Below are 12735 nucleotides of genomic sequence, written 5' to 3'. Positions count from 1 at the left end.
AAAGCAGTATCTTTCGTCAGGATTTGCCGTGCAGAAAGAAAGCACCCGCGAATCCCGCAATCATTTTTAAACGCAGCAGTACATTTGATATGCCCGGGAAGAAAAAATTACTGGTTCCGGCCGGTATCCTGTCATTCATTATTCTATATGCATTGAGCTGTGGCAATGAGCCAAAACAAGCCATCAGAAAACCGGTCGATTATATAAAACCGATACCGGGGCCAAGTGACAGTGTGCCGCTGACAACGGCCCAAAAAGGCGAGGTATTAATAGGCTATTCCGATTGCCATAGCTGCCATAAGGAAGATAAGCGATCCGTTGGCCCCGCTTTTAAAGATATCGCCAAACGATACCCTGTAAATGACGCGTATATTGATTACCTCTCAAAAAAGATCATCCGCGGCGGCAGCGGAGGCTGGGGAGCTGCGGTGATGACCCCTCATCCGGAACTTTCCCTTGAAAATGCAAAAACAATGGTCCGCTACATCTTATCCATGCGAAAATGAGAAACATCACTTTAAGACCGGGGGAATGCCTTTCAAATTACTACCCCGGTAAAGCAAACAGCAGATCCGTTAAGGCAAAATACGCCGCGTTAATCCCCGCCGGCAGGTTTCCGGCCGGTTAAATCCTTCTGTGTATTTACCGCCTGCCGTCAGGCCCCTGAACTTTGACTGCGTTTCAATCAGTTCAAGCATATCGGTATTTGCCTGATCCTTCATATCCCTGAACTGGCTCTTATGACAAAGCAGCATTTTCTTCTTAAAGATAACGTCCGGATCCGCTTCATGAAGTACATCAACCATAATGGCCCGGTGCCCCCGGTCCGGGAAAACCTGCTCCTCAGCAACATCTGGCCAAATCAGTTTTGCCCCGATCAGATCCGCGGTCGCCTGCGCTTCTGTCTTCCCGATAGCGCCCATCTTCTCTGGCCTGATCACCAGGTAGCCTATGCTTCCGTTTGTAAAAACAACTATCGTTACCCGTGCCCTTCCTGTGCATATCTTATACGCGTACCTGCGCAAAGTATTTCCGTATCGTCCGGGTGAGCCGCAACACCGAGAATGTTCATCGCTTTATATATTTTAATACCAAAAGCGCCTTCCGCTGTGACCAGATGTCCGACCTCAACACGGCCGGCTACACCCCACCGGCTTAACTTTCATGCCCGCCGGGTACGGTGCAACCCGCTTTATTGAGGAAACACAAACCAGCGTCAATAATTTTCCTTTGCTGTGAAGGTAACCCCTCTTTTAAGGGAGGACTTTGCCTGCGGCGTGCTATTTTTTCCGGCAGGCTTCGACAGAAAAAAATCCCCGGTAAGACCGGGGAGATTTTTCCACAGTTTGTAGCCCGTGTTGGAAAAGGCGCCACCCGGTACAGGAGGTACCCACTCAATCAACCGGTTTACGGCCGGAAATAATATTATACAATACAACAATGACCGCTATCACAAGCAGGACATGTATCAATTTTCCTAACCCCATGCCTCCGCCTACACCTATCAGTCCCAAAACCCATACGATGATACAGACAACGGCTATTAACCACAATAAGCTTCTCATAGAAAACTATTTTACGGGTTAAAAAATCATTTGTAAAAAAACGGACAGCCGGTTTTTTCATTTATCCCAACCCAAATATAATGCCGCATTGCCAGCCTGGCTGCCAGTGAAGTATTTCCATGGATCTGATTTACAATCTCCTCTTCCGGGGACATGAACCCTGGAACCGGAAAAGACGCCGAACCAGCGCTGCATCGATTTTGCAATACAAATAGAAAACGCAGGAACAATACTAAATAACAGACCGGTTTTCTTAAACCGGGAGGGCCGCAAAAATGGTCGCATGACGATGCATGTTTGGCATCATACTTGTATTATAACTAATCCCTTTAGACCACTATCATGTTGCAGCGTTACGCCTGTAATTTTCCAGATTTGGTTTAAGCGGAGATTTTTTTAGGATAAATTAAGTTAGTCAATTTTCTCATAAGCAGTTAGTTTTGGTTGCGTCCCCTGTTTCCACAGGGGACTATTTTTTGTCCATACAAAAACTTGGCATATCCTTATCATTCGAATGCTCAAATTTTCTGATCCTTCCTGCCGGTCGCGATCCGGAGTTGCTCAAAAGGATGCATGCAATAATTCAGCCTGGCACTACAAGGCGTATCCGGCATATTTGTAGGTTTGACCGATCAGCCGTTCCAAAGCCTTTAGCACACGCTCTTTTCCCTCTTTTGTAGACACATCTATGCCACACATCCGGCTCCCGCTCGTTTTGGCATGCAATACCATATAATAGATCGATGAAACCAGGATAGCGACGGTCGCTCTAAAATCGACCTGCGAATTCTCAAAAAATGCGTCCGCCTTTTCAAAAACCCGTTTTCCCAGCTCCTCCCGTTCGTCGGAGAGCTCCCTGAGGGTCTTGTTCTTTACAGAGATCCCCCACAAAACGATCTTCTGCATTTCAGCAGATTCATACAAATATTCAAAATCGTCCCGGAGCAATTGAAACATGAAATCTTTACTGATTTCCGGGAGCGCAGACTTTCCGCCATTGTCAAGCTTTTGTTCTTCTATTTTCCAAAAGTCCACCTGTTCCAGATACGCCTTGATCAACCCTTCCAGTCCGCCAAAATAGTTATAGATCAGTTTTTTTGAGAGCCCCGAGACCGCCGCAATCTTATTGACCTTAATATTCTGAAACCCTTCCCTTATAAGGATCCTGCCAACGGCATCGATCAGCTTTTTCTTCGTCCGTTCTTTATTGTAAACCGATCCCTGATGAACTCTCCTTGCCATATCACGTATCTATTTATAAATGCTCCCTTTTAAGTATCGCATATTTTTGCAATTTAGCGAATAAAGCTATAAAGACATCCTGCACTACAATCCGGAAACTTTCAGCAAATTTATAACCATCTGTTAAATTATCACCAGATGGTTACTTTTATTACTGCCATTCTATAGTTTTGCAAAACCTATATGAGCCGTTGCCTTGTTACAAACCAAAAAGACGCCGATCATGTTTTTATAAATTCCAGGAGGTATTTCAGCCCTCCTAGAAAAGGAGCGATCTGAGAGCCTGTCCCACATAAGCGTATCTTTTCAGCGCTTGCCCATCCGTTTAAAGGCGGCATTGCTGATGATAAAAGAGGTCGCATATGCGCTCTGCGGCAAAGTGTTGCCTTTAATGAGTTTTGATGTAGCCCCCTAACACCCGGGCGCAATACCACTCCTGGCGGGGCAGATGGAACGGGCCTTTGAAAAGATTGCCTTTGGCCCTTTGGGCAATACTTCCGTTACGATGCAAATATCCAAACCATTCCCCGTTTTCCTTATCATGAAAATGCCGGTACGCATAGTCGTGGACCTGCCGGTGCCATAAAGCATACTTTTCGTTGCCGGTAACCAGGTGCGCCAGCAAAGTGGCAATGATCGCTTCATTCTGGGGCCACCAGAACTTCATATCCTGCCAGTATTCCTGCACTGGCTTATGGTACACGTCCCGGAAATAAAGGATCCCTCCCTCTTCCTGGTCCCAGCCGCGCTCCCACATATAATCCAGCATCCGGCAACCCAGGCCGATCAGCTGCGGATCATTATTCCTGTACCGGGCTTCATGTAAAATAAACCAGGCGCCTTCAATGGCATGGCCGGGATTAAGCGTGCGGCCGTCGATATGGTCAATGATGCTGCCATCCGGAGCCACCTGCTCCATTACACAACGTATCTCATCTTTTACAAAATACTGTTCAATCTCCTTTATCCATTTAGCAATGTATGCATCGCAGCGGGGATCTCCGATCGTTTCCCGCAACTGCTGCGCGGTGTTGATCATGATCATGGGCACGCCGATCCCTTTAGCCGGCCGGGTGCCTGTAAATTTGGGGGTCAACGGCGCTTCTCCCTCCGCATACCGGATGCATTGGGTAAACAGTTCCCTTGCCCGGGCAGCAGCCTGCTCGTCGCCGCTGGCTTTGGCATAGGCAGCAAATGCAATGACCGCAAAGGTTTCTGAAAAAAAATAACGCCGCTTTCTCAGGGGGCGCCCGTCCCGCGTCATATGAAAAAACATCCGGCCGTCCGTATCAAAACAATAGTTGCTCAAAAAATCGATGCCGCTTTTTGCCGCTTCCAGCCATTTCTCCCGGGGCTCAACCGTATTGTACAGGGTGGCCAGCAGCCATGCCGTACGCCCCTGGATCCAGACCGCTTTATCATCATCCAGTAACGAGCCATCCTGATCGCGCATCAGTAAATAGCCCCCGTATTCTTTATCGAGACTCCGGGGAAACCAGAACGGAATGGTATCATTTAATAATTGAGACTCGTAAAAATTCTTAAGCTGTATGCGTTCTTTTTGATCCACAATTTTTTATTTTACTGATTTAATAAATGTGCTTGCAGGCAATGCATCGCTGTTTACCAGGTTTGCCCTTGTGAAAGGTTCCCAGCCATAGGCTATCTTTTTGACCGGTACGCCTTTAGGGAGCAGGACGAGAACCTTATTGTTCTTTATCCGTGCTTCCGCAGGCATGAACCTTCCCTTATCCGTTACCAGTTCAAATCCTCTCAATGGCTTATTGTCAAAGGTTTTTAACCTCTTTGCATCATCAAAACGGACCACGGCTTTATCCCCGTATTTTTTAACGGAAAGAAGCAGCGGACCCGACGCGGTAATCTTTTTATTATAGGTTTTATTCAAAGCCAGCCGCGCCAGCCGCAGCCCCACAGGGACCTTGTTCTTATAATGTACATCAGCGGTATCTCCCAGATCGCTGGTAACAACCATCCCGGAATGATCAAGGTCATTCAACAGTTTTCTTTGAGCATCGCGGAAATAATTCCAGGAGGGTCGGTTAATGCTGGAAAGCTGTACATAATAAAAGGGAAGCGGCTTCTGCCATTTTTTACGCCAGTCGTTCACAAAAACCGGGAAGAGCTTTTGATACAATTCTGCGTTCTCTGCATCACTTTCCCCCTGGTACCAGATAATACCTTTAATAGAAAAGGGCAACAGCTTTGCAATGGCCGCTTCGAAGTTAAAGGCGGGCTCATAGGGGTGCCGCTGAAATACAGAGGTTGCATTCTTTAAATTGACCTCCGCCCGCTCCCGGCACCATTCCATCAGGTAGTCGGACTGCCTCCAGTTTTTAAAGGCCGGTGCAAACAATGGCAACGATTCGAGAGTATGCCGGCTTACCCAGGAAATCAGCGGTGAGCCGCCAACAGCAATTTCTATCAGACCCACCGGAACCTTTTCCTCGCGCATGATTTCCGAACCAAACACATAGCCCACGGCCGAAAACCCGGATGCTGCCGCTTTACCACTGGTCATCCAGCTGCCTGAAAAAAAATCCAGGCTGTTCGCCCGTGCCAATTCCCGGCGGGTCCATGCGCGGTTGTCGGTTTCCGCTAACGGTTCATATTTAAACAGGCGTAACGGGAGTGACGCGTCTGCGCTGTTTAAAAGGCTATCGGCTCCTGTACTTTGCGACAATGGAAAGTGCATATTGGATTGCCCCGAGCACAGCCATACGTCTCCAATAAGGATGTTTTGAAGCCGGATCGCTTTTTGCCCGTTGCGGATCTCCATTTCCAGAGGCGAGCGCACCGCTTTTGACGCCGGAAAAGTCACCTGCCATTTACCATCATAGCCGGTTTCTATACGCTGTTCTGCGTTCATAAATTTTACGGATACCGTAGTGCCTGCATCAGCCCTACCCCAGATCCGGATGGGCTCTTCCCGCTGCAATACCATATTCGGGGTAAAAAGCGGAGGCAATTGCAGCCCTCCGAAATTTCCGGTCAGGTATTGATACACCGTTCGGGCAATAATGGCCGTACCCGTTTCATTGGGGTGCAATGTGGCGGCATCTGTAAAAATATCGGGCCGGTCATGCAATGCTTCGTACAGGTCAATAAGAGGCAACTGATCGATTACAGCAATATTCCTTATTTGGTCCTGTAATTTCCAGTACCAGTCAAAGGTGCTGGACAGGAACCTGCTGTGCCCGGTGAACACGGGCGTTAAGCTGCAGATAAAGATCCGCACACCGGGGTTTACCTTTCTGACCGTATCGATCAACCAGTTATAATCGGGGGTAAACTCGTCGCGATAACGGGGAAAGTTCCGGGGATCCGTATCGTTCAGGCCCAGATGGATCACTGCTATATCCGGCCTGAAGGCGAGCATGTCTATGAACGCTTTGCTTTTATAATAAGGATTATGCCCGTTCTTTAGCACCGTGGCTCCGCTATGTCCAAAGTTTTTTACAAGATATGTTGCCCCCAGCATTTGCTGCAGCAGCGGGGGGTAGGATGTAGTCCCGGGGTCCTGTAACCCCCACCCATAGGTGACCGAGTTACCAATGCAGGCGATCCTGACGGGCTGCTTTTTTGCTTCAGCAACATTGAAGAGCAATAAAAAGATCGTGATCAAGAGACCTTTTCCAATAAGAGGACTGCCTGCCCTTTTTTTTTCAGGGATTACCATTGAACTGCAGTAAAAATGATCTCTGAATAGTTGTTCCTTTCATAGAGCACTCCGATCTTTCTGCGGCCCAGCTTTACAATGTCCGAGTAGGCGGTCACATCGCCTTTTTGATCCAGGGCATAGACCGGTATGTGCTTTTTCCATTTTTTACCGTCGTTTTTGCTGATCCGCAATGTGAGGTGATTGCGCCGCACTGTGTCTGCATTATTGCAAAAGGCCAGTATATTCCTGCCCCAGCTTTTACCGATGGTCAGCAGCGAACCCTGGCAAACGGGGTCCGGCAGGGACCGGTCAAATTGCTCATTGTACCAGGTTACCCCGCCGTTGCTGCTGATTGCGGTATAACGTGCACGCACATTTCCCTGCTGGTTCCTGAGATTCAACATCAGTCGCCCCTTACTGATCTCTGCAGCCATATTTTCGTTGCCGCCTTCAAGGTCCACATTCTCACTTATATGAAACGTTTTTCCATGATCATCGGTATAAAATCCATGGGCACGGTAATCCTTAAAATGGGGTTGGGGGTTGCCGGCGGAATGGTTAGCCGCTACGTAAATACGCCCCCGGTATTTGCCCCGCACAAACTGCATCGCATGACCCGGTGTATTGGCATAACTCCTCCAGTCTTCGGAAAAATTGTAGGCTGGGTTTGCCGAGGGCTGATGAGGACGGTGGGTCTGCATGGTAATGTTGACGGCGCTGCTCCAGGTAACGCCCCCATCGGTCGAGGTTTTATACCATACCTCCCGGAGCCCTTTTCCCTTGCGCACTTCACCTTCATGATTATTGCCGGTGTTGTAAAAAAGAAAGATCCGCCCCGCGGGATATTCCGGGTCCGTAAGGTCCACAACGGGTGCCGGGTTCCCGGCTTGCAATGTTTCCGCATCTACCACTACGTTTACCGGGCTCCAGCTACGTCCCTGGTCGTCGCTGGTCTTTAACACAATATTGATATCGCCGAAATCGCCGGCATTGTGCACCCGGCCCTCGGCAAATGCCAGCAGCTTTCCTGTTGGCAGCCGGATGATCGCCGGGATGCGGTAACTCTTATGCCCCTCCCGGCCCGACACAAAAACCGGCACATCTTTTTGTGCATGTGTTTGTAAGGAAGCAAATAAGGTCAGCAAGACCGCTCCCAGAGCGATCATATAATATCTGCCTGAACGGGCAATGCAACCGGTGAAAGCGGAATTCCTGTATTGCAAAGTTGATTTCATGTTCTATTCGATTTTTATTCCAGGTTCTGAACCCGGGGTTTTAGTAATAGTAATTGCAGGAGCACCGCAATAAGCACGATGCCACCCAATACGGCAAATCCTGATCCAAGCTGTCCGTTATCGGTAAACCGGCCCAGCAGCTGTGTTACGGCTGCCCCGGCAAATACACCGGTCATGTTCATAAATCCATAGGCCGTAGCTCTCAGTTTTGGCGGAACAAACTGGCAAAGTATCGGCATATTGTTGGCATCGAACATACCGAAGCCAACACCAAAACAAACCGCCGCACCTATGATCATCGGCAGGCTATGTCCAGTGCCCAAAAACAGTAAAGCCGGTATCGTAAGGCCCAGCCCGATAGCGCTTGTGTAAACACGCCCCCTGATATTTTTTTGCACCCACCGGTCGGATAGAAGGCCTCCCAGGATAACGCCGGTAAAAGAGGACACCGCAATGGTAATTGTAGACATCGGGCCCGCCTGCGCCATCGGGATCTGAAGGGCATCTGCAAACAGGGTAGGCAGCCAGTTCTTCGTAGCCCACCCGGGCAGACTGGGTGCTGCAAAATAAAACAGGATCACCCAAAAAGCAATATTGGAAAAAAGCGATACCAGGCCTTTGGTCAATGGTATTTTTTCCTGCTGCCCCGCAACCGGTGTGGAAGCCTTTCTTATATCTTTCAACAGCAGCGTCAGCACCAATGCATAAACAATACCGATGATACCAAACCAGTGGAAGGCGGTGTGCCAGGAATACGCGGCGGATACCGTAGCTCCAAATCCGCCCAGCGCCTGGCCGGCATACAGCCCGGTCATGTGAATGCCAATGGCCAGCGACCGGGTCTTTCCGGTATGGTAATCCGCGATCATCGCAAGGCCCGCCGGCAGGTATAACGCTTCACTAACGCCCATCAGGGCCCGCAACCACAGCAGCTGGCTGAAGCTGTTGGCCATACCCATTCCATACGTAACGGCCGACCACACCAGCAAGCTGCCAACGATCAGCCATTTGCGGCTGACACGGTCGGCAACAGCACCGGCCACCGGGCTCATAAAGCCATAGATGTACAGGAATACCGCCATCAGGAACCCAAAGCTCTCTGCTGACTGCAGCTCCTGTATGTCGCCCTGCATGGCTGCTTTCATGGTACTGAGCATTTGCCGGTCCATATAATTGAGCAGCGCCACTCCCCACAATAGCGCCACGGCCACCCATGCGCGGAGCGCGGTTTGTTTTTCTGTTCCTGTTGTATGGATTCTTCTATTCATTTGATCGTCACTTCAAGTATTACTGGGGTGCGCACGCCCGCTTTTATTTCTCCCGAAGGGATCCATATGCGATGGTCTTTTGTTACCGCCGTTGTGGTTACCGGAATGCTGAAAGAGCTCTTCCCGGCCAGCGTCCACAAATCGTTTTCAACATCATACAATAATATCTCATTGCTGAAGCCCGGGTGCGCTATTTGTACCCGGTTCTTTTCTTCCTTCAATACCTGTTGTTTAACAGGGTCTTGTTCCTTGCTGATCGCAGCGATCAGCGCTTCCGTTTTATGAAAAGCGACGCCCTTATCTCCGCCAAACAGGGCCATATACCGGTCTCCGATCATAGCGCCGGTGCCTGCGCTCAATGCATAGGGCAACCTGCGTTTCTCCGTCCAGTGATTGGTAACAAGGTCGTATTCAAATACGTTACGGTACAGGTCACTGACACCTCCCTGTGTCTTTTTTCTCCCGCCCGCCAGAAAAATTTTTCCTTTTTCAGGCATCGCAACCAAAACAGTATGCGATACAGGGTGCGGAATATCCCGCAACGGCTGCCATCCTTTGGAGGTATCTTTTAAATTCAGTTTAAAAAACCGGGCAGATACCGCCGTCCGGGATTCGCCACCCGCGATGTAAACGTCGTTTCCGATAGCGGCGGCAGCGGCATTGGTAAGTTCCAGCGGCAAGGCCGGCAAAAAGGCGATCACCGGCCTGCTTTGATCAAAACGAACCAGCAGTACAAAATTTAACGGCCCGTCGCCGGCCTCGCCTCCTGCACAAACAATGCCGGCAGGAGTACTGCAGTTTGCACTGTACGCTACCTTATAAGGCAGGCTGATCTTTCTCAAAGTGGGTGGGTCCGTTTCAATACCGGTTATATACGCTTCACTGTAATATTCTTTCCTGCCACCGGCCCAGGGCATTCCGTTGGGAAAATTGGCTCCGCCTCCGATCAACAGCAGGTTCTGATGAATGCCCACAGCCGGGCCGGCATATCCCAGCGACGCTCGCCCGTTTGAGGAAGGCAACACTGCATATTGCTTCCATTGAAATACCGGTTGGCCTTCATGCCGCGGATGACAAGCGATAAGCTGCATAGCTGCTATTAATAAAGAACCATATGAATGGATTGCCTTTTTCATCATACCGGAACAATTATGCAACCGGGTACCGGGAACAGAAATCATCAAAACCAATAGCTGCCGCCTCCTCTTTGAAGGCTTCAAAGGCCGTGTCACTCATATTCAACACCGGAAGCCGGAAGCCGCCGCAATCAATCCCCACCAGTTTCATATACGCTTTCCCGGTGGCGATGCCTCCGTATTTACCCAGGAGGCGGATCATCTCCACAGCCCGGTACTGAAGATCTTTTGCCTCCTGCAATGCCCCCTTTTTAAATGCAGCTACCAACCGGTGATACAGGGGGGCCGCATAATTATACGTGCTGCCCACAGCGCCAAAACTACCCAGAACCAACGCGGAAAGCATGTTCTCATCACGTCCCCAAAGCATATCATACCGACCATTGTCTACATACATGCAGGAAAGAAAATCCATAAAATCCTCATGCGTATATTTAATGCCGGCAAAGTTTGGAATGGACCCGTCAACAGCTTTTAATAAATCGTACATGCTGACATTGCAGCCGGTCAGCACCGGGATATGATAATAATAAAAGGCCGTACGGGGAGCCGCCGCGGCCACTTCCCGGCAACACGCCGCGAGGGCCGCCGGTGTAAAGGGCTTAAAATAATACGGCGCCGTAAAGGAAACCGCATAAAGGCCCGTACGGGCAGTATGCTCGGCCATTTCAATGCAATCACGCATAGACGTGCCGCCCACAAGATTGATGATCTTAAACGCTTCATCGCCACGGGCAGCTTCGGCCCAGGCCTCTGCTACCGCTTTTTTCTCCTCTTTGGTTTGAGAAACCCCTTCCCCGGTAGAGCCGTTGATAAAGGCCCCGATCACCTGATTGTGTTTTAAAAACCGGTAATACTCCGGTATCATTTCAAGGTTCAGACTTCCGTCTTTCTTCATAGGAGTGAAAGGCGCAGCGATCAGTCCTTTTAAGTGTGTAAAATTCATATTGTATTGATCTTCGATAAAACAATGATTAAACGGCCGGGTGCCGGTGTCCCCGACCGTTCGCTTTCTTTTATGTACCGGGGTAACCGGGGTTTTGCTCAATGGTCGGATCCTGTGCCATGGTGGACCTGTCAATGGGCCAAAGAAGCTTATGAGCCTCGGTTGTTTTGTCCAATACACCGGTCAACGGCAGATCCTTACGGAACGCCAGGGGATCGCCATTCGCACTTTGCATCCGGCGGAGATCATACCAACGGGTACCTTCTGCCGTTAATTCTTTTCCCCGTTCTTCAAAAATAACCAGCTCATTCTGCTCAAAACTGCCATTTGTATATACCGGGGCCGCATTGGCTCCATACCCGCGCTGGCGCACCGCATTGATCTCTGCAGACGGGTCCTGCCCCTGCTTGTTCTTAATCTCCGCCAGAATCAGCATGGCGTCTGCCCAACGGTAAATCGGATAGTCATCTGCAAAGGAGCGGTTGGTACCGTCCATTGTTCCCAGGAATTTCCGGAGGTTCACAAACTTATTACCGGCCACAGGAGCTTTATAAAAATCAAAGAAGCTGCTTCTTGCTCGGGCATCTGCGGCCGTATCGTATTTTGCAAAAAGCTCGTACTTGTATTCATAGCGGATGATGGTACCTCCGCCCGCCACTTTTAAGGGATCAGCAGCAGAGGCTCCCGCCTGATCCGAAGTGAGCGGCAGGCCGCCGGCCGTCACAAAACTTGCCATGGGGTCGGTTTGTGCATATATAAATTGGTTGAATGCATTCGTAGCTTCGCCCACCTGGTACCGGAGTGCAAAAATAATTTCGTTATTCCCCTTGTTGGCATATTTAAACACATCCGCAAAATTATTTTGCTTCGAGCACTGAGCTAAGGCATCCTCAACAGCTGCCCGCGCTGTGGTCAGATCAGCCGCTGTATTTGCCGGATCTGCCCCATCGGTTTTAACCTTGGCCGACCACAAATATACCTCGGCTTTCAGCATCTGGGTAGCAGCCAGCGACCATTGCGCCTTCTGGAATTTGACGGTGTGATCTTCGTTGAAATTGGCAACGGATCTGTCAATATCCGATTTGATGAAATCCAATGTTTCTTTTTCAGTAGCCGAACGTGCTAAATAGGCGTCAGCCGCAGATGTTGGCGTACTGATCATTACTTTGGGCTCTGTTGCCAAAGGCACTCTTCCATAAGTACGGAACAAATGGAAATAATAGAAGGCCCTGATACCATATGCCTGACCAAGGTAATATTTCTTATCGGTATCTGATAAATATGTTGCGTTTTCCACCTGGTATATAAATAAATTCACCTGGAAAACGGCACCGTACAGCCCGGCCCAGTTACTGATGCCAGGGGCAGACTCCCGGATGTCCTGCCGGATAACCTGTACGGAATTCAGCGAAGATGTTCCGGTAGCGCCGGTACCGTCTTTCATATGGCCGCCGCGCAGCTCACCCAATGTAAAAAAAGTGAATTGGTTTCCCCTTAACTGGCTGTGCATGCCGATCATGGCACCATCTACCTGGGCCGCGGTTTTCCAGAAATTACCGCTTGCATAAAAGTCCTCGGGACCCAGGTCAAGCTTACTGCAGGCATTAAAGGAAACGATCCATGTTAACAGGAATATTGCGTTAAGTATCTTTTTCATGCTTTAA

The 12735-nt window shown here is 49.5% G+C and carries 11 protein-coding genes; 1 reads left to right on the top strand and 10 read right to left on the bottom strand.

Annotation, left to right across the window (positions count from 1 at the left end; genetic code table 11):
- Positions 1 to 89 precede the first annotated feature (89 nt).
- On the top strand, positions 90 to 506 hold the full coding sequence (locus B160_RS0106660; protein ID WP_026309596.1) for a c-type cytochrome: 417 nt from the start codon (positions 90 to 92) through the stop codon (positions 504 to 506).
- Positions 507 to 575: 69 nt separating this feature from the next.
- Here the strand turns inward: B160_RS0106660 and B160_RS30475 are convergent, their stop codons facing one another.
- From B160_RS30475 to B160_RS0106600, 10 genes are all read right to left on the bottom strand, one after another.
- Positions 576 to 1025 (bottom strand): PIG-L deacetylase family protein, encoded by a 450-nt coding sequence (locus B160_RS30475; RefSeq protein ID WP_018627113.1) that lies wholly within the window; start codon positions 1023 to 1025, stop codon positions 576 to 578.
- 369 nt (positions 1026 to 1394) lie between these two features.
- The gene (locus B160_RS31560; protein WP_026309594.1) at positions 1395 to 1565 is read right to left on the bottom strand and encodes a lmo0937 family membrane protein; all 171 of its coding nucleotides are present in this window, start codon (positions 1563 to 1565) and stop codon (positions 1395 to 1397) included.
- Between the two features lie 594 nt (positions 1566 to 2159).
- Positions 2160 to 2807: a TetR/AcrR family transcriptional regulator gene (locus tag B160_RS0106635; protein WP_018627110.1), complete on the bottom strand. Its 648-nt coding sequence runs from the start codon at positions 2805 to 2807 to the stop codon at positions 2160 to 2162.
- A 388-nt stretch (positions 2808 to 3195) separates the two neighbouring features.
- Complete coding sequence (locus B160_RS0106630) at positions 3196 to 4377, bottom strand: AGE family epimerase/isomerase (RefSeq protein WP_018627109.1); 1182 nt, start codon at positions 4375 to 4377, stop codon at positions 3196 to 3198.
- A 6-nt stretch (positions 4378 to 4383) separates the two neighbouring features.
- Positions 4384 to 6504 (bottom strand): GDSL-type esterase/lipase family protein, encoded by a 2121-nt coding sequence (locus tag B160_RS0106625; RefSeq protein WP_018627108.1) that lies wholly within the window; start codon positions 6502 to 6504, stop codon positions 4384 to 4386.
- A complete protein-coding gene (locus tag B160_RS0106620; RefSeq protein WP_018627107.1) occupies positions 6498 to 7721 on the bottom strand; it encodes a sialidase family protein in 1224 nt (407 codons plus the stop codon). Before B160_RS0106620 ends, B160_RS0106625 begins: the two co-directional genes overlap by 7 nt.
- Before the next feature lie 14 nt (positions 7722 to 7735).
- On the bottom strand, positions 7736 to 8989 hold the full coding sequence (locus B160_RS0106615; protein WP_018627106.1) for an MFS transporter: 1254 nt from the start codon (positions 8987 to 8989) through the stop codon (positions 7736 to 7738).
- A complete protein-coding gene (locus B160_RS0106610; protein WP_211218055.1) occupies positions 8986 to 10080 on the bottom strand; it encodes a tRNA wybutosine-synthesizing protein 4 beta-propeller domain-containing protein in 1095 nt (364 codons plus the stop codon). Before B160_RS0106610 ends, B160_RS0106615 begins: the two co-directional genes overlap by 4 nt.
- 58 nt (positions 10081 to 10138) lie before the next feature.
- Entirely contained in the window at positions 10139 to 11071 is a 933-nt protein-coding gene (locus tag B160_RS0106605) for a dihydrodipicolinate synthase family protein (RefSeq protein WP_026309590.1), read from the bottom strand.
- Between the two features lie 70 nt (positions 11072 to 11141).
- Complete coding sequence (locus B160_RS0106600; RefSeq protein ID WP_018627103.1) at positions 11142 to 12728, bottom strand: RagB/SusD family nutrient uptake outer membrane protein; 1587 nt, start codon at positions 12726 to 12728, stop codon at positions 11142 to 11144.
- Positions 12729 to 12735: the final 7 nt, after the last annotated feature.

The sequence above is a fragment of the Niabella aurantiaca DSM 17617 genome, assembly GCF_000374125.1.
Classification (GTDB): domain Bacteria; phylum Bacteroidota; class Bacteroidia; order Chitinophagales; family Chitinophagaceae; genus Niabella; species Niabella aurantiaca.
This window is presented reverse-complemented; position numbering and strand designations above follow the sequence as displayed.

Coding starts and splice junctions, on each gene's coding strand:
- B160_RS0106660 (WP_026309596.1), top strand. CDS start 90: ATGCCCGGGAAGAAAAAATTACTGGTTCCGGCCGGTATCCTGTCATTC.
- B160_RS31560 (WP_026309594.1), bottom strand. CDS start 1,565: ATGAGAAGCTTATTGTGGTTAATAGCCGTTGTCTGTATCATCGTATGG.
- B160_RS0106635 (WP_018627110.1), bottom strand. CDS start 2,807: ATGGCAAGGAGAGTTCATCAGGGATCGGTTTACAATAAAGAACGGACG.
- B160_RS0106625 (WP_018627108.1), bottom strand. CDS start 6,504: ATGGTAATCCCTGAAAAAAAAAGGGCAGGCAGTCCTCTTATTGGAAAA.
- B160_RS0106620 (WP_018627107.1), bottom strand. CDS start 7,721: ATGAAATCAACTTTGCAATACAGGAATTCCGCTTTCACCGGTTGCATT.
- B160_RS0106615 (WP_018627106.1), bottom strand. CDS start 8,989: ATGAATAGAAGAATCCATACAACAGGAACAGAAAAACAAACCGCGCTC.
- B160_RS0106610 (WP_211218055.1), bottom strand. CDS start 10,080: ATGCAGCTTATCGCTTGTCATCCGCGGCATGAAGGCCAACCGGTATTT.
- B160_RS0106605 (WP_026309590.1), bottom strand. CDS start 11,071: ATGAATTTTACACACTTAAAAGGACTGATCGCTGCGCCTTTCACTCCT.
- B160_RS0106600 (WP_018627103.1), bottom strand. CDS start 12,728: ATGAAAAAGATACTTAACGCAATATTCCTGTTAACATGGATCGTTTCC.